At 69.1% G+C, this 19,217-nt stretch carries 19 protein-coding genes; 9 read left to right on the forward strand and 10 right to left on the reverse strand.

The annotated features are described in order from the left end of the window. Positions 1 to 119: 119 nt before the first annotated feature. From P5G52_RS16665 to P5G52_RS16680, 4 genes are read right to left on the reverse strand one after another with little or no spacing between them, the layout of a single operon-like run. Positions 120 to 863, reverse strand: coding sequence for an ABC transporter ATP-binding protein (locus tag P5G52_RS16665; protein WP_301229609.1), 744 nt, complete (start codon positions 861 to 863; stop codon positions 120 to 122). Next, positions 860 to 2,008 carry an ABC transporter ATP-binding protein gene (locus tag P5G52_RS16670; protein ID WP_301229611.1) on the reverse strand — a complete coding sequence of 383 codons (1,149 nt, stop codon included), beginning with the start codon at positions 2,006 to 2,008 and terminating at the stop codon, positions 860 to 862. The genes P5G52_RS16665 and P5G52_RS16670 overlap by 4 nt, the downstream gene beginning before the upstream one ends. Continuing rightward, entirely contained in the window at positions 2,005 to 2,985 is a 981-nt protein-coding gene (locus P5G52_RS16675) for a branched-chain amino acid ABC transporter permease (protein WP_301229613.1), read from the reverse strand. The genes P5G52_RS16670 and P5G52_RS16675 overlap by 4 nt, the downstream gene beginning before the upstream one ends. Positions 2,986 to 2,994: 9 nt before the next feature. Further along, positions 2,995 to 4,335 carry a branched-chain amino acid ABC transporter permease gene (locus P5G52_RS16680; RefSeq protein ID WP_301229615.1) on the reverse strand — a complete coding sequence of 447 codons (1,341 nt, stop codon included), beginning with the start codon at positions 4,333 to 4,335 and terminating at the stop codon, positions 2,995 to 2,997. A 293-nt stretch (positions 4,336 to 4,628) separates the two neighbouring features. Here P5G52_RS16680 and P5G52_RS16685 point away from each other — a divergent pair, with 293 nt between their 5' ends. Beyond that, positions 4,629 to 5,483: a Bax inhibitor-1/YccA family protein gene (locus P5G52_RS16685; protein ID WP_301229617.1), complete on the forward strand. Its 855-nt coding sequence runs from the start codon at positions 4,629 to 4,631 to the stop codon at positions 5,481 to 5,483. Positions 5,484 to 5,623: 140 nt separating this feature from the next. On the opposite strand, the gene galK is transcribed toward P5G52_RS16685, so the two are convergent. From galK to P5G52_RS16700, 3 genes are read right to left on the reverse strand one after another with little or no spacing between them, the layout of a single operon-like run. Continuing rightward, positions 5,624 to 6,778, reverse strand: a complete 1,155-nt coding sequence (gene galK / locus P5G52_RS16690; protein ID WP_301229619.1) for a galactokinase — start codon at positions 6,776 to 6,778, stop codon at positions 5,624 to 5,626. After that, the gene (gene galT / locus P5G52_RS16695; protein WP_301229621.1) at positions 6,775 to 7,902 is read right to left on the reverse strand and encodes a galactose-1-phosphate uridylyltransferase; all 1,128 of its coding nucleotides are present in this window, start codon (positions 7,900 to 7,902) and stop codon (positions 6,775 to 6,777) included. Before galT ends, galK begins: the two co-directional genes overlap by 4 nt. Continuing rightward, on the reverse strand, positions 7,899 to 8,699 hold the full coding sequence (locus tag P5G52_RS16700; protein ID WP_301229623.1) for a DeoR/GlpR family DNA-binding transcription regulator: 801 nt from the start codon (positions 8,697 to 8,699) through the stop codon (positions 7,899 to 7,901). The genes galT and P5G52_RS16700 overlap by 4 nt, the downstream gene beginning before the upstream one ends. 164 nt (positions 8,700 to 8,863) lie before the next feature. Between P5G52_RS16700 and P5G52_RS16705 the strand changes: the two genes are divergently transcribed. The 4 genes from P5G52_RS16705 (at position 8,864) to P5G52_RS16720 (ending at position 13,080) form a co-directional block, all read left to right on the forward strand. Continuing rightward, the gene (locus P5G52_RS16705) at positions 8,864 to 9,781 is read left to right on the forward strand and encodes an aldose 1-epimerase family protein (protein ID WP_301229625.1); all 918 of its coding nucleotides are present in this window, start codon (positions 8,864 to 8,866) and stop codon (positions 9,779 to 9,781) included. Between the two features lie 33 nt (positions 9,782 to 9,814). Continuing rightward, entirely contained in the window at positions 9,815 to 11,140 is a 1,326-nt protein-coding gene (locus P5G52_RS16710; RefSeq protein ID WP_301229627.1) for an AI-2E family transporter, read from the forward strand. Between the two features lie 68 nt (positions 11,141 to 11,208). Beyond that, positions 11,209 to 12,471, forward strand: a complete 1,263-nt coding sequence (ilvA, locus tag P5G52_RS16715; protein ID WP_301230184.1) for a threonine ammonia-lyase — start codon at positions 11,209 to 11,211, stop codon at positions 12,469 to 12,471. A gap of 9 nt (positions 12,472 to 12,480) precedes the next feature. Further along, positions 12,481 to 13,080 (forward strand): rhomboid family intramembrane serine protease, encoded by a 600-nt coding sequence (locus tag P5G52_RS16720; protein ID WP_301229629.1) that lies wholly within the window; start codon positions 12,481 to 12,483, stop codon positions 13,078 to 13,080. A gap of 3 nt (positions 13,081 to 13,083) precedes the next feature. Here P5G52_RS16720 and greA read toward each other — a convergent pair whose 3' ends face one another. Together greA and P5G52_RS16730 are read right to left on the reverse strand one after the other, a co-directional pair. Beyond that, on the reverse strand, positions 13,084 to 13,575 hold the full coding sequence (greA, locus tag P5G52_RS16725) for a transcription elongation factor GreA (protein WP_301229631.1): 492 nt from the start codon (positions 13,573 to 13,575) through the stop codon (positions 13,084 to 13,086). Positions 13,576 to 13,781: 206 nt separating this feature from the next. After that, on the reverse strand, positions 13,782 to 14,216 hold the full coding sequence (locus tag P5G52_RS16730) for a DUF4307 domain-containing protein (protein WP_301229633.1): 435 nt from the start codon (positions 14,214 to 14,216) through the stop codon (positions 13,782 to 13,784). Positions 14,217 to 14,289: 73 nt separating this feature from the next. Here P5G52_RS16730 and mca point away from each other — a divergent pair, with 73 nt between their 5' ends. Further along, positions 14,290 to 15,207 (forward strand): mycothiol conjugate amidase Mca, encoded by a 918-nt coding sequence (gene mca / locus P5G52_RS16735; protein WP_301229635.1) that lies wholly within the window; start codon positions 14,290 to 14,292, stop codon positions 15,205 to 15,207. A 65-nt stretch (positions 15,208 to 15,272) separates the two neighbouring features. Next, positions 15,273 to 15,638 (forward strand): hypothetical protein, encoded by a 366-nt coding sequence (locus tag P5G52_RS16740; protein WP_301229637.1) that lies wholly within the window; start codon positions 15,273 to 15,275, stop codon positions 15,636 to 15,638. A gap of 179 nt (positions 15,639 to 15,817) precedes the next feature. Here P5G52_RS16740 and trhA read toward each other — a convergent pair whose 3' ends face one another. Further along, positions 15,818 to 16,459, reverse strand: coding sequence for a PAQR family membrane homeostasis protein TrhA (gene trhA / locus P5G52_RS16745; protein WP_301230186.1), 642 nt, complete (start codon positions 16,457 to 16,459; stop codon positions 15,818 to 15,820). A gap of 349 nt (positions 16,460 to 16,808) precedes the next feature. Here trhA and P5G52_RS16750 point away from each other — a divergent pair, with 349 nt between their 5' ends. Together P5G52_RS16750 and phoH2 are read left to right on the forward strand one after the other, a co-directional pair. Next, a complete protein-coding gene (locus tag P5G52_RS16750; protein WP_301229638.1) occupies positions 16,809 to 17,576 on the forward strand; it encodes an isoprenyl transferase in 768 nt (255 codons plus the stop codon). A gap of 236 nt (positions 17,577 to 17,812) precedes the next feature. Further along, positions 17,813 to 19,195, forward strand: a complete 1,383-nt coding sequence (phoH2, locus tag P5G52_RS16755; RefSeq protein ID WP_435868714.1) for an RNA 5'-3' helicase PhoH2 — start codon at positions 17,813 to 17,815, stop codon at positions 19,193 to 19,195. Positions 19,196 to 19,217: the final 22 nt, after the last annotated feature.

Raw genomic sequence — 19,217 nt, forward strand, 5'->3', positions numbered from 1 at the left:
CGTGGTCCTCGCTCCGTCTGCCCTCCCCAACGTAGCGGCCATTAAAAGGAAGTGGGCGGAACCGTTGCCGGTTCCGCCCACCCCTTGCGTTCAGCGCCTACGTTCCCTCCGGAAGTGCCTCAGGCGGTGTCGGCGAGGGTGCCGAGGTAGAGCTGGATGACCTTCGGGTCCTTCATGAGCTCACGCCCCGTGCCCGTGTACGCGTCCTTGCCCTGGTCGAGCACATAGGCGCGGTCGCAGATCTGCAGGCAGCGGCGGGCGTTCTGCTCCACCATGATCACGGAGACTCCGGCCCGGTTGATCTCGTGGACGCGGAGGAACGTCTCGTCCTGCTTGACGGGGGAGAGCCCTGCGGACGGCTCGTCCAGCAGCAGCACCGCGGGGTCCATCATGAGCGCACGGCCCATGGCGACCATCTGGCGCTCACCGCCGGACAGCGAGCCGGCCCGCTGCGCCTTCCGCTTCCCCAGTTCGGGGAAGAGGCCGGTCACGAAGTCGAAGCGCTCCTTGAAGTCCTTCGGCCGCTGGTACATGCCCATCTGGAGGTTCTCCTCGATGGTCAGCGTGGCGAAGACGTTGTTGTTCTGCGGCACGAAGCCGACGCCGCGGCTCACGAGCCGGTTCGCCTTCAGGCCGGTGAGGTCCTGGCCGCGCACCACGACGGTTCCCGAGTGGACCTTGACGAGGCCGAACATCGCCTTCAGGAGCGTCGACTTGCCGGCTCCGTTGGGACCGATGATGCCGATCAGCTCACCACGGCGTGCCTCGATGCTGCAGCCGTTCAGGATGTTCACGCCGGGGATGTAGCCCGCGACGAGGTCGGTGACCTTGACCACCGAGTCACCCTCGAATTCCTCTCTCACTTCGTCTCCTCATCCTTGTGGGGGCCAGCGGCGTGGGCGCCCCCGACCTCGGTGACGCCGTGGCCGAGGATGCCCTCGTTCTCGGTGCCGACGACCGACGCGTCGTCGTGGGCGAGCTCCTCCTCGAGGCGCTCGATGCCGGTCTCGTCACCGAGATCGACGTCGTGGTGGGCGCCCAGGTAGGCGTCGATGACGGCCTGGTCCTTCATCACGATGTCCGGTGGTCCCTCCGCGACGACCTTGCCTTCCGCCATGACCACCACCCAGTCGGCGATGTGGCGGACCATGTGCATGTCGTGCTCGACGAAGAGGACGGTCATGCCCTCGGCCTTGAGGTTCTTGATGTGGTCGAGGAGCGATTGCGTCAGCGCGGGGTTGACCCCCGCCATCGGCTCGTCGAGCATCACGAGCCGCGGCCGGACCATGAGCGCCCGCGCCATCTCGAGGAGCTTGCGCTGTCCGCCCGAGAGCGAGGCAGCGTAGTCGTCGCGCTTGGTGTCGAGCTTGAACTTCGCCAGCAGCACCTCTGCCTGCTGGGTGATCTCCCGCTCGCGCCCACCCCAGATGCCCTTGAAGAGGGCACGGGCCAGGCTCTCGCCGGGCTGGTCCGTGGCGCCCAGCCGCATGTTTTCCATGACGGTGAGCTTGCCCATGACCTTGGTGAGCTGGAACGTGCGGACCATGCCCATGCGGGCCACCTTGTGCGAGGCGACCTTGGCGAGGGGTTTGCCGTCGAATTCCCAGTCCCCGCTGTTCGGCACGTCGAAACCGGTCAGCAGGTTGAACAGCGTGGTCTTGCCGGCTCCGTTGGGGCCGATCAGCGCGGTGATCTTGTGCCGGGGGATCTCGAGGTGCTCGACGTCGACGGCATTGATGCCGCCGAAGGTCCGCGTGACGTTGCGGGCGACGACGATGGGGTCGCGCTTGCGGCACCCCGGTCCCGCCGCGTCGGTCGTGATGGGCTCGGAGTCCGTCGTGTGGTCGCGTTCCGGGGACACCGTGTCGCTCGAAGCAGAGTCATGTGAACCCGCGGCCCTGGGGGTGGCTCCTCCTGCTGCGTCGACCGGGGCGTCTGCCGCGTGGGCGCCGCCTGTACCCGGCGTGCCGTCGGTGCCGGGTGTGTTGTCGCTGTGGCTGGAGGTCATGCGAACGCCAACTCCTTCTTGTTACCCAGGACGCCCTGCGGCCTGAAGACCATGAGCAGCATCAGTGCCACGCCCACGAGGATGTAGCGCAGCTGGCCCGCCTGCGCGTTGGACAGGAACGTGATGGCGCCGACCTCGATCGCGCCGTACAGGAGTCCCTGCGTCAATGAGAGCACCACCCAGAAGATCATCGCCCCGATGACCGGTCCGAGGACAGTGGCCAGGCCGCCGAGGAGGAGGCAGGTGTAGAGGAAGAACGTCAGCTCGGTCGCGTAGTTGGCAGGCTGCACGGCGCCGCGGGGCAGCGTGAAGATGATGCCCGCGAGGGAGCCGAGCACACCGCCGATCACGAGGGCCTGCATCTTGTAGGCGTAGACGTTCTTGCCGAGCGAGCGCACGGCGTTCTCGTCCTCGCGGATGCCCTTGAGCACGCGGCCCCAGGGGCTGCGCATCAGGAGCCAGACGACGAGGCACGCGATGATGACGACCGACCAGCCGACGATGCGGATCCAGAAGTCCCGCTCGTTCATGCCCAGGGGGCCGATGTTGTACCGGCCCGGGGGGAACGGGTTGAGCCCGTAGAAGCCGCCTTCGAAGGCCGCCAGGCCGTTCGCGGAACCCGTGACGTCCGTGAGGCCGTTGGTGGTCACGATGTAGCGGATGATCTCTGCCGCGGCGATCGTCACGATCGCCAGGTAGTCCGCCCGGAGGCGCAGTGTGGGGATGCCCAGCACGATCGCGAAGACCACCGAGGACAGCAGCGCGACGAGGACGGCGACGGGCAGCGGGGCGTTGAAGCTGAGGGTCGAGATGGCGTAGCCGTACGCTCCGACGGCCATGAATCCGGCCTGCCCGAAGTTGAGGAGGCCCGAGTAGCCGAAGTGGACGGCGAGGCCGAGCGCGGCGAGGGCGTAGGCCGCCGTCGTCGGGCTGATCAGTTCGCCGAACGCGTTGATGAGGATGTTTCCGAAGTCCATGACGAGCCCCTAACCTATGCGCTCACGGCGGCCGAGGATACCCTGCGGCCGGAACAGGAGCACGAGAATCATGATCAGCAGCGCCCCCACGTACTTGAGGTCTGCCTCGAGCCAGATCGTGGAGATCTCCACGAAGAGCCCGACGATGATGGATCCGACGAGTGCGCCGAACACGGTGCCCAGGCCGCCGAGCGTGACGCCGGCGAAGATGAGCAGCAGGATCTGCTGGCCCATGTTGTACGAGACCCCGGGGCGGTAGTACGCCCACAGGATGCCGCCCAGGGCGGCGAGCATGCCGCCGATGACCCAGACGATGCGGATGACCCGGTCCACGTCGATGCCGGAGGCGGCGGCGAGTGCGGGGTTGTCGGCGACGGCACGGGTGGCCTTGCCGATCCGGGTCCGGAGCAGCAGGAACGCGACCACCAGGATGATCACGAGGCTCACGATCAGCGACGTCAGGTTGTTGCGGGAGATCGAGACGGAACCCATCTCGATGATCTGGCTCTGGGAACCGGGCAGCTGCTGCGTCGCGCCGCCGAAGAAGAACTGGATGATGTAGCGCAGCGCGAGGGCGAAGCCGATGCTCACGATCATCATCGGCACGAGGCCCGTGCCGCGGCGCCGCAGGGGCTTCCACAGCCCGGCGTCCTGCACGTAGCCGAGGAGTCCGCCACCGAGGACGGCGAGCACGATCGAGACCGCGATCGGGAGTCCGGCGCCCGCGAAGGCGAAGGCCAGGACGGCGCCGATGGTCACCATCTCGCCGTGCGCGAAGTTTGTGAGGCCCGTGGTGCCGAAGATGAGGGAGAGGCCGACGGCGCTCAGCGCCAGGAGCAGGCCGAAGCTGAAGCCTGCGAGCGCGCGCTCCGCGAGCGTGTCCAGGAAGGATGCCTGCTGGGAGACGATGCCCTCGCCGAAGAGGAAGAGCGTGGTCGCGCTGGACGTGTTGGCGAACGTCACGTCGCGCGGATTCTGCTGGCCCTCCGCGAGGGCGACGCCCTCGGGGAGCGTCTCCTCGTCGATTGCGACTTCATAGGTGCCCTGCTCGGGTACGTCGATGCTCCAAGCGCCGTTGGGGCCCGAGGTGGTCTCACCCTCGAAGCCGTTGCCTGTCGCCGTGACCGTCACGTCGGCGATGGGACCGTCGACACCGCGGAGTACGCCGCCGATCGAATAGTCGAACTCCTGGGTCTGGACGCTCGAGGCGGCCTGGATCTGGTGGATTCCAGGGACGGGCGGCTGGGGGGACGCGTGCGCCGCGGGGGCACCGAGCAGCACGGTGGCCAGGAGGCCGAGCACCAGCAGCAGGGGTCTCCTGATCCGCGCAGGCGTCAATAGGGGAAACAAGATGGGAACCTCCACGGTGGGGGCAGGCCCGGCGGCGGGCGCCGGGATCAACAGTTGTGACGAGTGTCACGGGCGTGGGGCTCATGTTACTAGCGGCATGTTTCGGCATTTCGCAAAAGCATCCGACAGAGGTAGCGATTCGGTAACGAAAGTTTTACACAGCCGCCTTGGTGTTGTAATTCCGCTTCGGGGTAGCATGCCGCCGGCGCCTGTCCGGGAACAAAAATCCGCTCGAACCGTTGGAATTGGTAGGGTTGCAGGACACTCAGCCCCCTAATGGAGGACTAACAGAAATGGCACTTGGCGGTAATCCGGTATTCAACGGAAAGACCTTCCGTTCCGCTACCCGAGGCAACCAGATGGCGGGATACGGCACTGCGACGTACGCGGGCCAGACGATCGCCAACCAGCAGCAGCTGGAGCACATGTACAACCAGCCGTCCGCAGGACCTGCGCAGACGGGACGCATGACGTTCGACGACGTCATCGTCAAGACACTGCTGTGCCTGGGTGTCGTGCTGCTGGGTGCCGCGGTTCCGGCGTTCCTCGTTCCGGGCCTCGCCGTTCCGCTGATGGTGGTCGGTGCGCTCGGCGGTTTCGTGCTCGGCCTCGTGAACTCGTTCAAGCGTGAGCCGTCGCCCGCGCTGATCCTGGCCTACGCCGGACTCGAGGGCCTGTTCCTCGGTGGGATCACCATGTTCCTCGAGGCCATGTTCCCCGGCATCGCCCTGCAGGCGGTGCTCGGTACCCTGATCGTCTTCGGCGTCACGCTGGCGCTGTTCAAGAGCGGCAAGGTGCGCGCGACGCCCCGGGCCATGAAGTTCTTCATGATCGCGATCGTCAGCTACGCGGCCTTCTCGCTGCTGAACCTCGGGCTCATGGTCTTCGGCCTGAACGATGACCCCTGGGGACTCCGCGGCGCGGACTTCCTCGGGACGGGCATTCCGTTCGGCGTCGTCATCGGCGTGCTCGCCATCGGCCTCGCGGCCTTCTCGCTCATCATCGACTTCACGTCGATCAGCGAGGGAGTGCGCCACGGTGCGCCGCAGAAGTACTCGTGGACAGCAGCGTTCGGTCTCACCGTCACGCTCGTCTGGCTCTACGTGGAGATCCTCCGCCTGCTCGCGATCCTTCGCGGCGACGACTGACACAGGACCACTGATACAGGTCGACTGATACAACCGGACCCGTTCCTTCCGGAACGGTCTCCGATCTGAAGCAGAACGAAGGGGCCCGCAACCGTCCGGTTGCGGGCCCCTTCGTGCGTCAGGCGGCAGGTGGGTGGTCCTCAGGCGATCCGGGCTGCACCCGCACCGGGCAGGACGCTGAAGATAACCGGCGCCCGGAATCCGGCAGCGGAGAACGCGTCCTCGACGGCCTCGCGGATGGCAGGCACGTCGTCGACCCGCGCCAGGGCGATGGCGGATCCGCCGAACCCTCCGCCGGTCATGCGGGCACCGAGTGCACCGGCGCCGAGCGCCGCCTCCACCGCCGTGTCCAGTTCGGCACAGGAGATCTCGAAGTCGTCGCGCATCGACGCGTGACTGGCGACGAGGAGTGATCCGAGGTCCGCCGGTCCCGTGGCCGTCAGGACCTGCACGGTGTCCTCGACGCGCGCGTTCTCCGTCACGACGTGCCGCACACGCCGGAACGTCTCCTCGTCGAGCACGCCGGCCGCTTCGGCGAGGTCCTTGACCGACAGGTCGCGCAGCGAGGGAACGCCCATCAGCTCGGCGCCCAGTTCGCAGGAGCGGCGGCGCGCCGCATATCCACCGGTCGCATGGGAGTGGCTGACGCGGGTGTCGATGACCATCAGCTCCAGTCCGGCACCCTCCAGGTCGAGGGGGACGAGCCGGGAGTCGCCGGATCGGCAGTCGAGGAAGACGGCGTGCCCGGGCTCACCGAGCAGGGACGCCGACTGGTCCATGATGCCGGTGGGCGCCCCGACCATGCGGTTCTCCGCGAGCTGCCCGATCACCGCGAGTTCCCGCCGGGACACGCCCGCCTCCGAGAGCTCGTTGACGGCGACGGCGACGGAGCATTCGAGCGCCGCGGACGAGGAGAGGCCCGCACCGACTGGCACGGACGAATCGACGAGGATGTCCATCCCGGGGCAGCGGTACCCCGACTGCTCCATGGCCCAGAGGACGCCGAGGGGATAGGCCGCCCAGCCCTTGACGCTGCCTTCCTCCAGGGCGTCGAGGTCGGCCGTGACGGGATCGTCGTCGGGTGCGAAGGTCGACGCGACCCGGACGGTCCGGTCGGGACGGACGGCCGCGGCGACCGTCGTCGAGTGGCGGATGGCGAACGGCAGTACGAAGCCGCCGTTGTAGTCGGTGTGTTCACCGATGACATTCACGCGTCCGGGCGCGGACCACAGGCCGTCCGGTTCGCTGCCGAAGCGGTCGGTGAAGGCGGCTGCGAGGTCGAGGGGGGTGGTCATGCGGAGTCCTTCCGGGCTGCGGGAGTTGCGTTGCGGAGTGCCTCCGCGACCTTCTCCGGGGTGGTGTCGTTGATGAAGGCCCCCATGGCGGCCTCCGAGCCCGCCAGGAACTTCAGCTTGTCGGCGGCCCTGCGCGGTGAGGTCAGCTGGAGGTGCAGGTAGCTGGCCGGCCGGAGGACGGCGTCGACCGGAGCCTGCTGCCAGGCCGCGATGTACGGCGTGGGTGTCGGGTAGAGGGCATCGAGCCTGCCGAGGAGGTCGAGGTAGACGGTGGTGAGCTCGTCGCGCTCCGCGTCCGTCAGGCCGGAGAGGTCGGCCACCTGGCGGTGGGGGACCAGGTGCACCTCGAGCGGCCAACGGGCTGCGAAGGGGACGAAGGCGCTGAAGTGCTCGCCCTCGATCACCATGCGCTCGCCGGAACTGCGCTCCGAGGAGAGTGCGTGGCCCATCAGCGTCTGCTTTCCCCCGGAGGCCTCGAAGAACGCGGCCGCCCTCTCCGCGAGCACCGCGGCGCGCGGCGGGATGAACGGATACGCGTAGATCTGCCCGTGCGGGTGCAGCAGGGTGACGCCGATGTCGGCGCCCCGGTTCTCGAAGCAGAAGACCTGCTTGATGCCGGGCATTGCGGACAGGGCCTCGGTGCGCTGGGCCCAGGCATCGACGACGGTCCGGGCCCGCTCGGGGCTGAGGGAGCCGAAGGAGCCCTCATGGGCGGAGTCGAACGCGACCACCTCGCACCGCCCGTACGCCGTCGCCGTCGTACCCCAGGAGGGATCGCCCGGGAGGTCGCCCAGGTCCGGACCGAACGAGGAGAAGCGGTTCTCGAACACCACGACCTCGTAGTCCGCTGCAGGGATCTCGGAGAGGTTGGCGGGAGTCGTGGGGCACAGCGGGCACTGATCCGCGGGGGGAAGGTGCGTGCGTGACTGGCGGTGCGCCGCGACGGCGATCCACTCGCCGGTCAGCGCGTCGTACCGTGCGGTACCGGCCGGGCCGCGAGGTGGCAGACCGCGCGCGTCGGCGGTCGCCGCCGCGTCGCGGTGCCGCGCCGCACCGCCTTCGCTCGCGTCGAAGTAGATCAGCTCGCGCCCGTCGGACAGGCGGGTCGGGGTGATGACAGTCATGGGCGCTCTTCCAGGTGGGTGTCGGGGACGGGGTCGCGGAGGATCCGGGTGAGCGCGGCGTACCGCGCGTCGGGCTGCTGGTCGGTGACGAGGGCTGCGGCGGCGTCGAGCGGGGCGACCCGGGCGAGGCTCACGACGCCGATCTTCGTCGCGTCCGCGAGGACGACGAGCTTGCCGCAGGTGCGGGCGAAGGCCTGATTGGTGTCGGCTTCCGCCAGGTTGGGGGTGGTGATCCCGGCGGCCGCGTCCACGCCGTGTGCTCCCATGAAGCACAGGTCCGCCCGGAGGGAGGCGATGGTGCTCGTGGCGAGGGGCCCGACGAGCGCCTTCGACGGCGTGAGTTCCCCGCCCGACAGCAGCACCCGGGGTGCGCCGTCCGGTGCCGATGCAGCGTTCAGGCGGTGGAGCTCGTCCGCCAGGGGGAGGGAGTTGGTGATGACGGTCAGTCCCCGCACGCGCGTCAGGAGGGGAGCCAAGGCGTAGGTCGTGGTGCCACCCGTGATGGAGACCGTCATGCCGGGAACCAGGAGGGAGACGGCCGCGGCCGCGATGCCCTGCTTCGCCTGGCCGCCCCGGCTCCGGTTGGCGTCGAAGCCGGGCTCCACGGAACTCAGGCTGCCCGGACGCACGGCTCCGCCGTGCACGCGCACCAGTGCGCCCCGGGACTCCAGGACGTCGATGTCCCGGCGCACGGTCATCTCCGAGACCCCCAGCGCGAGCGCGACGTCGCTGACCCGCACCGCGGACTGGTGGGCAAGGCGCTCGAGGATGGCTGCGTGGCGCTCTGCGGCGAGCATGATCCTCCTGACGGGCGGGCGGGCGGGCGGGCGGTGCGGGGCGGGGCGGGGCGGAGAGTACGAAATGAACGAGTCCGCACCAAAACGAACAAAACCTATCATAGAAGCATTGCCGCAGGAACGGAACCGCCCGGACCGCCCATCGGCAGCGGTAGCATCGCTCCATGACACCGTCGACTCCCCGTCCGGCAAGCGGCACCAACTTCACCCTGAGGGCCGGTTCCTCGACCGTCGTCGTCGCCAGCCTCGCTGCGGCCCTGAGGTCCTTCGAGTGCGGCGGTGTCGCCCTCACCGAGACCTGGGGGGACGGCGACATCCCTGCGGGCGGCGGCGGCATCCTCCTGGCGCCCTGGCCCAACCGCGTGGCGGACGGCCGCTGGACCCTGCACGGCAAGGAGCAGCAGCTCGATATCACCGAGCCGTCGAAGGGCAACGCCAGCCACGGGCTCCTCCGCAACACCGGCTACCGGGCCGTCGACACCGGTCCGTCCAGCGTCGTCCTCGAGGCCGAGGTGTTCCCGCAGCACGGGTACCCCTTCCACCTGCTGCATCGGGCCACCTACAGCCTCACCGAGGAGCAGCTCACCGTCACCCAGGAGCTGACGAACCTCTCGTCGGAGGCCGCTCCCTTCGCGCTGGGCGCGCATCCCTACCTCAAGATCTCCGACGTCCCCACCGAGGAGCTCACGCTGAGGATCCTCGCGGACGAGGTGTTCGAGTCGGACGACCGGTCCATTCCCACCGGCAAGCGTCCGGTGTCCGGGCAGGACGATCTCCGGAACGGTCGGCGGGTCGGCGACCTCCGGCTGGATGCGGCGTTTACCGGACTCGGGGTCGTCGAGGGTCGGCACGAGCACGTCCTGTCGGCGCCGGACGGCCGACGGGTCACCCTCTGGGCCGAGGAATCCTTCGCGTATGCGCATGTCTACGTGAGCACGAGCTACCCCGGCGTGAGCAGGGCGGTGGCCATCGAACCCATGACCGCGCCCGCCAACGCCTTCAATTCGGGGGAGGGCCTCCGCTGGCTCGATCCGGGGGCTTCCTTCTCCGCGAGGTGGGGCATACTGCCAGCTCTCGGATAGGGGCCCTCCAGTCTTCTATGGAAAGATTGGGTCATGCAGCGTCTCCGCGGAGCGAAACCCCAGCGCGCCCTCCAGCGTGCCGTGAGCCGCGGCGCTGCCGCGCTGCCGGAGCCGTTGCCACAGCAGCCCACCGCTCCCCGGCAGCCGCCGCGATCCGATGATCGTTCCGACGTCCCCTTCGCGCTGCGCGTCGCTGCGTCCTGGTCCTGGCGGCTGGGGCTCGTCGTCGTCGTCGGAGGCGTGCTGATCTACCTGCTCAGCCAGGTCTCCCTCCTCGTCATCCCGCTCATGATCGCCGGACTGCTCGCCGCCCTGCTCCTGCCGCTCAAGAACGCGCTCCGACGCCGGCGGGTGCCGAACGGGCTGGCGGTCGCCGCTACGCTCGTCGGGTTCTTCGGCCTCATCACGGCCGCCCTCCTCCTCGTCGGCAGCCAGCTCGCGCTCGGCCTGTCCAGCCTCTGGCGACAGGCCCGGGCCGGGAGCCAGCAGATGCTCGACTGGCTGGCCCAGGGGCCGCTGCAGCTCACCGCGACCCAGATCGACCAGTACCTCCAGGACATCGGGGACGCGGTCCAGAACAACAGCGCCTCGATCCTCAACGGGGCGCTGTCCTTCGGGACGACGGCGGGCCACGTGGGTGCCGGAACCCTGCTCACCGTGTTCGCCCTGATCTTCTTCCTGCTCGACGGCGGACGCATCTGGCGCTTCGTCGTCGGACTCGCGCCGCTCCCGGCCCGCGCGGCGCTCGACGGCGCCGGACGCAGGGGCTGGATGTCGATGGCCAGCTACGTCCGCGTCCAGATGCTCGTCGCGGCCGTCGATGCCGTCGGCATCGGTGTCGGCGCCGCGGTTATCGGCGTCCCGCTCGCCCTGCCCCTCGGCGTCCTCGTCTTCATCGGGTCCTTCATCCCGATCGTCGGCGCGCTCGCCACGGGATCCGTCGCGGTCCTGCTCGCGCTCGTCGCCAACGGGTGGGTCAACGCCCTCGTGATGCTCGCGATCGTCCTGCTGGTCCAGCAGCTCGAGGGCCACGTCCTCCAGCCGCTCATCATGGGACCGGCCGTCGCCCTGCACCCGCTCGCCGTCGTCCTCGCGGTTGCCGGCGGAACACTGCTCGCAGGCATCCCCGGCGCGCTCTTCTCCGTCCCGCTGCTGGCGGTCCTCAACACCTCCGTACGCTACATCGCGCAACGGGCCTGGGAATACGACCCGGTCGTCGCGCCGGAGCACCGGCTCGATCACGGAGGGTCCGGCATTAGCATGCCGGTGACCGCGGGACACCCTGCGTCGCCGGCCAGCACCCCGGACCCCTACCCCGCGCAGCCGGCGTCAGCCCTCCAGGAAGAGACCACCCCGTGACCGAGCAATCCGTAGTGAACCCCACGACCGACCCTGCAAGCACCGCGAGCGCCCCCGCGGCGACCATCGTGCCGGACTTCCCCCCTGCGACCGATCTTCCGGTGACCCTCGCCGATGTCGAGGCCGCGCACCGGACGCTCGAGGGCGTCATCGCCCGCACGCCCATCGAGCAGTCGCGCGCCCTCGGACGGCTCACCGGATCGACGGTCTCCTTCAAGTGCGAGAACCTGCAGCGCGCCGGTTCCTTCAAGGTCCGCGGCGCGTACAACCGGATGGCGAAGCTCAGCGAGGCAGAGCGTGCCCGCGGGGTCGTCGCGGCATCGGCAGGCAACCACGCGCAGGGCGTGGCGGTGGCCGCTTCCCGGCTCGGCATCTCCGCGCGCATCTATATGCCCCTGGGTGTCGCACTGCCCAAGCTCGCTGCGACGCGCGGACACGGCGCCGAAGTCGTGCTGCACGGCCACAACGTCGACGAGGCACTTGCCGAGGCGAAGAGGTACGCCGACGAGACCGGGGCGGTGTTCGTCCACCCGTTCGACAACGTGGACGTGGTGGCGGGCCAGGGGACCATCGGCCTCGAGATCCTCGAGCAGGTCCCGGACGTCGACACCATCCTCATGGGCGTGGGGGGAGGAGGACTCCTCGCGGGCGTGGCCGTGGCCGTCAAGGCCCGGGCCCGGGAGCTCGGCCGGGAGATCCGCATCATCGGGGTGCAGGCGGAGAACGCCGCCGCGTACCCGCCGTCCCTCGCCGCCGACGCCCTCGTGCCGCTGACCAAGGTGTCGACCATCGCGGACGGCATCGCCGTCGGGCGCCCCGGCCAGCTGCCGTTCTCGATCATCCGCGAACTCGTGGACGACGTGGTGACCGTCAGCGAGGATTCCCTCGCACGGGCGCTCATCTTCCTCCTGGAGCGCTCGAAGATGGTCGTGGAGCCGGCCGGGGCCGTGGGCGTGGCGGCCCTCCTCGACGGGAAGCTGACGGAGAACGGGGCGAACCCGGGTAACACCGTGGTGGTGCTCTCGGGCGGCAACATCGATCCGATGCTGATGCTCAAGGTCATCCAGCGCGGCCTTGCCGCAGCCGGCCGGTACCTCGTGGTGCGTATGCTGCTCGACGACCGGCCCGGTTCACTCGCCACCATCTCGCGGATCATCGCGGAATCGGATGCGAACGTCACCGGCGTGGACCACACCAGAGTGGGCGGGTCGATCAGCATGGGCGACGTCGCGATCACCATCAACATGGAGACCAAGGGCCACGAGCACTGCGAGCAGGTCCTCAGCAACCTGCGCGCCGAGGGCTTCCAGCCCGTGGTCATCCAGGGCTGAGGAGCGGCAATGACGCCCCTCGCGCGCCGGGCGCAGGCAGGCCTCGTGACCGTCGTCGGCCTCGCCGCCCTGATGTGGGCGGTGTTCCTGCTGAACCTCGTCCTCGGGAACGTCCTCGTCCGGACGTTCGGGATCGCGCCCCGGCGCGTGGACGGGCTCGACGGCGTCCTGTTCGCCCCGCTCCTGCACGGGGGGATCGGCCACCTGGCCAGCAACACGCTGCCCCTGCTCGTCCTCGGGTTCCTCGCCTTCCTGGAGGGGGCACGGCGCTTCCTGGTGGCCATCGGCACGAGCTGGGTCGCCTCGGGACTGGGGACCTGGCTGTTCGGCGGCGGACTGACCATCGGCGCCTCGGGCGTGGTCTTCGGCCTCTTCACCTACCTGATCACCCGCGGCTTCTACAACCGCGACTGGAGGCAGATCCTGCTCGCCGTCGTCCTGTTCGCCGGCTACGGGTCCATCCTGTGGGGCATCCTGCCGATCGTCGGATCCTCCATCTCCTGGCAGGCACACCTCTTCGGGGCGCTCGGCGGGATCCTCGCCGCGTTCCTGCTCAAACGGAAGCGGCCCGTCCCCGGAGGGACGGACCGCTTCCGTTTCGGTGCCTAGCGCTCAGCCGGCGTACGGCGTGGCCGAGAGGATCTCGACGGTGATCTGCCTGCCGTTGGGTGCGGCGTAGGTGACGGTGTCGCCGGCCTTCTTGCCCTGGATGGCCGCGCCCAGCGGGGACTTCTCGCTGTAGACGTCGATGTCCGTATCGCCGGCCACCTCGCGGCTGCCGAGCAGGAAGTTCTCCACGTCGCCCGCGATCTTCGCTGAGACCATCATGCCGGGCTCGACGACGCCGTTGTCCGCCGGAGCCTCACCGACGTGCGCGTTGTTCAGCAGGTGGGTGAGCTGGCGGATACGGGCCTCGGCCTTGCCCTGCTCCTCCTTGGCGGCGTGGTACCCGCCGTTCTCCTTGAGGTCGCCCTCGGAGCGGGCCTGCTCGATACGGGCGACGATCTCGGTGCGGCCGGGACCCGACAGGTGTTCCAGCTCGCTCTTGAGCCGGTTGTAGGACTCCTGCGTGAGCCAGGCGACAGGTGCACTGTTAGTGGACACGGGATAACTCCTTAGGTACGGCCGCCGCCGGCTTCGGCGGGGCTCATGGTCACTCGACCGGGCAATGGCGGGGCCATTGTCACCGGCAAGCAAACACCCCGCCTCGTGGGACCGGTAGGCCGGTACGCCGGTGAAGCGGGGCGATACGTATCCCTCAAGTCTAGAGGGGGGAGGGCCATAACCCAAGAAGCCTCAGCGGGCCCTGCTCAGTCCTCGACGATCCAGCAGGCGTTCACGCCGCCCGACACGGCGGGCGAGTCGGTACGCACGTCGGCGCGGTGCGCCGTGGTGCCGCCGTTGTTCGCGCCTTCGCCGGCACTGTTCGGTCCGATGGTCACGACCTTCCAGCCGACCACCGCATAGTTCTCGCTCAGCGCCTGCACGGCGCACTGGGCAGTGGCCGTGCGGTCCTTCGTCACCTCGAAGTCGACGCTCGCCCGGCCGTCCGAGGTGAGCGAGAACCCGACGTCCTTCGAGGAGACGCCCGGGCTTCCCGAGGTCAGGGCGACGGCGGCCACCGCAGCCACGGCAGCGAGGAGCACCGCAACCAGCAGCATCCGCACCCGGCCGATCGGCTTCTTCGGCTTTGGGGCGCCGTAGCGATTGGCTACTCTTGGTGTTGGCGTATAGGCGGAGCTCACGCTGTTATTTTACCGTCCGCCCGGCGCGGCCTCTCCCGGCCGCCGTCCTTCCCCGCAGAGCCAGGAGCACGTGTTGCCGAACCAGGATCATCCCCGCGTGTCCCGTGAGGGCTTCCGCCTCCTCGCGGTCCACGCCCACCCTGACGACGAGTCGAGCAAGGGCGCTGCCACCATGGCCAGCTATGTCGCGGCGGGAGCCGAGGTTCTGGTCGCGACCTGCACCGGGGGTGAGCGCGGCGACATCCTCAATGCGGCCATGGACAACGACTCCCATGCGAAGCGCGACCTCCCGGGCCTGCGAAGGATCGAGATGGCGCGTGCGGTCGCCGAACTCGGCGTACAGCAGAGGTGGCTCGGCTTCACCGACTCCGGGCTGCCCGAGGGTGACCCGCTCCCGGATCTCCCCTTCGGCTGCTTCGCCCTCCAGCCCCTCGAGCGGGCGGCCGCCCCCCTCGTGAAGCTCGTGCGGGAGTTCCGCCCGCACGTGATCGTCAGCTACGACGAGAACGGCGGCTACCCGCACCCGGACCACATCATGGCGCACCGCATCGCCGTCGAGGCGTTCGACGCCGCAGCGGACCCGGAACGGTATCCGGGAACCGGCGAGGCGTGGAGCGCGTCGAAGCTCTACTACGACCGCGCGTTCAACCCTGAGCGCTTCCGCGCGCTGCACTTCGCCCTCGAGGAGGCCGGCCTGCAGTCGCCCTACGCAGAGCGGCTCGCACAGTGGCTCGAGGCGGACGCCGAAGGCCACCAGCCCCCGCCTCCGGCCCACCCCACCACCACGCAGATCGACTGCGGCGACTACTTCGGGCACCGCGAGCGGGCCCTCCTCGCGCACCGGACGCAGGTCGACCCCGAAGGCTTCTTCTTCGCCGTGTCCGTCGAGCTGCAGCAGAAGGTGTGGCCGTGGGAGGACTACTCCCTCATCACGTCGCGGGTCGAGTCGCCGCTGCCCGAGGACGACTTCTTCACGGGCATCACGCCCTGATCCGTGGTCTCCGCGGAATTTCTATCCCGCGTAGAATTGCAGGCGGCGGGCCATCGGAATCCGCCGTGAGCTTCGAAAGTGGTGCATGCGTGGTGCTTACCCTCAACCTGGCTGCAACGACGACGCCGTCGGGGGACCCGACGCTGCGTCCGGACCTCGATCCGTCGTCCGTGACGCCCGGGACCCTGGGCTTCCTGGCGACACTGTTCGTCGTCGTCGTGGTGATCTTCCTGATCCGGGACATGACCAAGCGCATCCGCAGGGTCCGGTACACCGCCGAGGTGCAGCAGGCCCGGGTGCAGCGCGGCGCAGCGGACAGCGGGTCCGTTCCTCCTGAGGAAGCCGGCGACGCCGGACAGGGCCGCCTGCAGGGCCCGGACGGGAACGACCGGCCGATGCCCGGCGGGAAGCACGGACCGGACAACCGCTGAACGGACGCCATCCCCACGGACGCGGGGGAGCGTAGCCGGCCGGGTGCCGGTTCCGCCGACGGAGAGGATCGCAGCCGGTCAGGCGGGCGGTCGGCTGCGAGGGCGGCGACGACCGGATGCCGGTCGTCGTCCGGTGAGGCGGCGTCGGCCGGGTATCCGCGGGGAGGCGCGTGCTGCCGCTAGGCGTGGACCGGATGGAGGACGGCCAGCATGATCGCGACGAAGTGCGCGGCGAACGCTGCCACTGTGAAGGCGTGGAAGAGCTCGTGGAAGCCGAACACGCGCAGCGAGAAGTTGGGACGCTTGATCCCGTAGAACACCGCTCCGGCGATGTAGAAGGCCCCGCCGACGCAGATCAGTGTCGCGGCGAGGACGTTCGCGGCGAAGAAGTCGGGCATGTAGAACACGGAGCCCAGCCCCAGTGCCACGTAGATCGGTACGTAGAGCCAGCGCGGGGCGTCGACCCACAGGTTCCGGAACAGCACGCCGGCGATCGCGCCGCCCCAGATGATCCAGAGGAGAATCTCCGCCCTCCCGCGCTCCAGCAGGGCCCATGCCAGCGGAGTGTAGGAACCCGCGATCACGAGCATGATGTTCGTGTGGTCCAGGCGCTTGAGGACCACCTTCACGCGCGGGCTCCAGTTGCCCCGGTGGTAGACCGCGCTCACGCCGAAGAGCAGGACGCCGGTCAGGGCGTAGATGGCGGATGCGATCCTGAGTCCCGGAGTCGGGGCCAGGACCACCAGGACGGTGCCCGCAGCGACCGCGAGCGGAGTGGCGACGGCGTGGATCCAGCCGCGCCAGAGCGGCTTGGTCGCCATCGCATCCGCCAGGGGGCCTGCCACCGACTCGACGGCGTCCCCGAGTGTCCTGTCGCGGCCGCCGGCGGGTTCCGAGGGGCCCGGACCGGGGGTCGGATGGCGCGAGGTCATGCCCGGATTCTAGCCCAAGCGCAGAAGGGTCACCGCCCGATTTCCGCGGAGGATGAGGGAGCTCACAGGGCAGGAGACGGGATTGTCGACGGGGCCGACGACTATGGCCCGTACCGTCAATACGGCCTGTTGTCAGGCAACTGCCGGTACGGTAGGAAAAGGCATCCGGGGCGCAGGCGTTCCGCATCGAGAATTCCTCCGGCCGGGCCGGAGCTGGATCAGGGGAGGGCAGCCGGGCGTGACGTGGAAGTTCCCCGAAGTCGGCTACAGCTTCTACGAGCGCAGGTTGCAGCGAAATCTCGCCCCCGAGCGCATCCCGCACCACATCGGCGTCATGGTGGACGGCAACCGTCGCTGGGCGAAGCTCGCGGGCGCCCCCACGAGTCACGGGCACCAGGCGGGCGCCGACAAGATCCACGAGTTCCTCGGCTGGTGCGAGGAACTCGGCGTCGACGTCGTGACGCTCTACATGCTGTCCACGGACAACATGGGCCGGCCCCAGGAGGAGATCGACCAGCTCCTCGACATCATCGCCAACACCCTGGACAGGCTGGGCGAGAGCAACCGGGTGCGGGTCCAGCCCGTGGGTGCCCTCGACCTGCTGCCGCGGGACCTCAGCGAGAAGCTCACCAGCCTTGCGGCGTCCACGGAGAAGATCGACGGGCTCCACGTCAACGTGGCGGTGGGCTACGGAGGGCGGCGGGAGATCGTCGACGCCGTCAAGGAACTGATGCGCGACGCCGCGGGGAAGGGCATGTCGCTCGAGACCCTGGCCGAGGAACTGACGGACCAGCACATCTCGTCCTTCCTCTACACCCGCGGCCAGCAGGACCCGGACCTGGTCATCCGGACCTCCGGCGAGCAGCGGCTGTCCGGTTTCCTCATGTGGCAGAGCGCATACAGCGAGTTCTATTTCTGCGAGGCCCTGTGGCCGGATTTCAGGCGCGTCGACTTCCTGCGGGCCCTCCGCGACTTCGGCCGCAGGCAGCGGCGGTTCGGGTCCTGAGAGTTCACCAGTTCGTAACAATAACCAACGGAAAAAGAACTGCGTCGCGCCCCCCGACGGCGTAGGGTCGACCCATCGACGGGAGTCCGAATCCGTCGATGGAAGGCCGCTGATGACGCCGATGGTGCTGACAGGCATCTCGTACGAGTCGGGGAGGCCGCGCCCGGCCTCCAGGCCGGAGCGATCCACCCCAACCCTACGAATTCGGGGTGTGCTCACCCCGGAGCGGAGTCCACGTGGCTACAACCAACACCTCCCGGCAGGACGCCACCACCGGTACCCCCGACGCAGCTGGTGCCGCGTCGGCTGAGTACCACGACGCAGCGGCGGCCCGCCGCAGCTACGTCATCGACACCTCGGTGCTGTTGTCCGATCCCCGCGCCATCCTGCGGTTCGCGGAACACGAAGTGATCCTTCCCGTCGTCGTCATCTCCGAACTCGAGGGCAAGCGCCACGACCCGGAACTCGGCTACTTCGCGCGGAAGGCACTCCGGCTGCTGGACGACCTCAGGGTCGAGAACGGTGGACTCGACAGGGCCGTTCCCCTCGGGAACGAGGGCGGGACGCTGCGCGTCGAGCTGAACCACGTGTCGCCCGAGGTGCTCCCGGTGGGGTTCCGGAGCGGCGACAACGACTCACGGATCCTCGCGGTCGCCAAGAACCTCGCCGTCGAGGGGGGCGATGTCACGGTCGTCTCGAAGGACCTGCCGATGCGCGTGAAGGCCTCGGCGATGGGCCTGCAGGCCGACGAGTACCGCAACGAGTTCGTGAAGGACTCGGGCTGGACGGGCGTGGCGGAGCTCGATGCCACGACCGAGGAGGTCAACGCCCTGTACGACCACCAGGCGGTCTTCTCCCCGGCCGGCGCGGAGCAGCCCGTCAACACGGGCGTCATCATGCTCTCTCCGCGGGGGTCGGCGCTCGGCCGGGTCGGTGCGGACAAGCAGATCCGGCTGGTGCGAGGCGACCGCGACGTGTTCGGACTGCACGGACGCTCGGCGGAGCAGCGGCTCGCGATCGACCTCCTCATGGACCCCGACGTGGGGATCGTGTCCCTCGGTGGACGCGCGGGAACCGGCAAGTCGGCCCTGGCACTGTGCGCCGGCCTCGAAGCGGTCCTCGAGCGGCGTGAGCACCGCAAGGTCGTCGTCTTCCGTCCCCTCTACGCCGTGGGCGGCCAGGAACTCGGCTACCTGCCCGGCAGCGAGAACGAGAAGATGAACCCGTGGGCCCAGGCGGTCTTCGACACGCTCGGAGCCCTCGTGTCGCAGGAGGTCATGGAGGAGGTCATGGACCGCGGCATGCTGGAGGTGCTGCCGCTCACCCATATCCGCGGGCGCAGCCTGCACGACTCCTTCGTGATCGTCGACGAAGCGCAGTCCCTGGAGAAGAACGTGCTCCTCACGGTCATGAGCCGCATCGGGCAGAACTCCAAGATCGTCCTCACGCACGACGTCGCCCAGCGGGACAACCTCCGCGTGGGGCGCCACGACGGCATCGCGGCCGTGGTCGAGATCCTGAAGGGGCATCCCCTCTTCGGCCACGTCACCCTGACCCGCTCGGAGCGCTCGCCCATCGCGGCCCTCGTCACCGAGCTGCTCGAGGGGACGGAAATCTAGGAGGCGTCGGAGGCCCCGCTCC

Source organism: Arthrobacter burdickii (genome assembly GCF_030433645.1).
Taxonomy (GTDB): Bacteria; Actinomycetota; Actinomycetes; order Actinomycetales; family Micrococcaceae; genus Arthrobacter_D; species Arthrobacter_D burdickii.

Bases quoted from the DNA above. Each gene is read 5' to 3' on its own strand.
- P5G52_RS16670 (WP_301229611.1), bottom strand. From the start codon at position 2,008: ATGACCTCCAGCCACAGCGACAACACACCCGGCACCGACGGCACGCCG.
- P5G52_RS16675 (WP_301229613.1), bottom strand. From the start codon at position 2,985: ATGGACTTCGGAAACATCCTCATCAACGCGTTCGGCGAACTGATCAGC.
- P5G52_RS16685 (WP_301229617.1), top strand. From the start codon at position 4,629: ATGGCACTTGGCGGTAATCCGGTATTCAACGGAAAGACCTTCCGTTCC.
- galK (WP_301229619.1), bottom strand. From the start codon at position 6,778: ATGACCACCCCCCTCGACCTCGCAGCCGCCTTCACCGACCGCTTCGGC.
- galT (WP_301229621.1), bottom strand. From the start codon at position 7,902: ATGACTGTCATCACCCCGACCCGCCTGTCCGACGGGCGCGAGCTGATC.
- P5G52_RS16700 (WP_301229623.1), bottom strand. From the start codon at position 8,699: ATGCTCGCCGCAGAGCGCCACGCAGCCATCCTCGAGCGCCTTGCCCAC.
- P5G52_RS16705 (WP_301229625.1), top strand. From the start codon at position 8,864: ATGACACCGTCGACTCCCCGTCCGGCAAGCGGCACCAACTTCACCCTG.
- P5G52_RS16710 (WP_301229627.1), top strand. From the start codon at position 9,815: ATGCAGCGTCTCCGCGGAGCGAAACCCCAGCGCGCCCTCCAGCGTGCC.
- P5G52_RS16720 (WP_301229629.1), top strand. From the start codon at position 12,481: ATGACGCCCCTCGCGCGCCGGGCGCAGGCAGGCCTCGTGACCGTCGTC.
- trhA (WP_301230186.1), bottom strand. From the start codon at position 16,459: ATGGCGACCAAGCCGCTCTGGCGCGGCTGGATCCACGCCGTCGCCACT.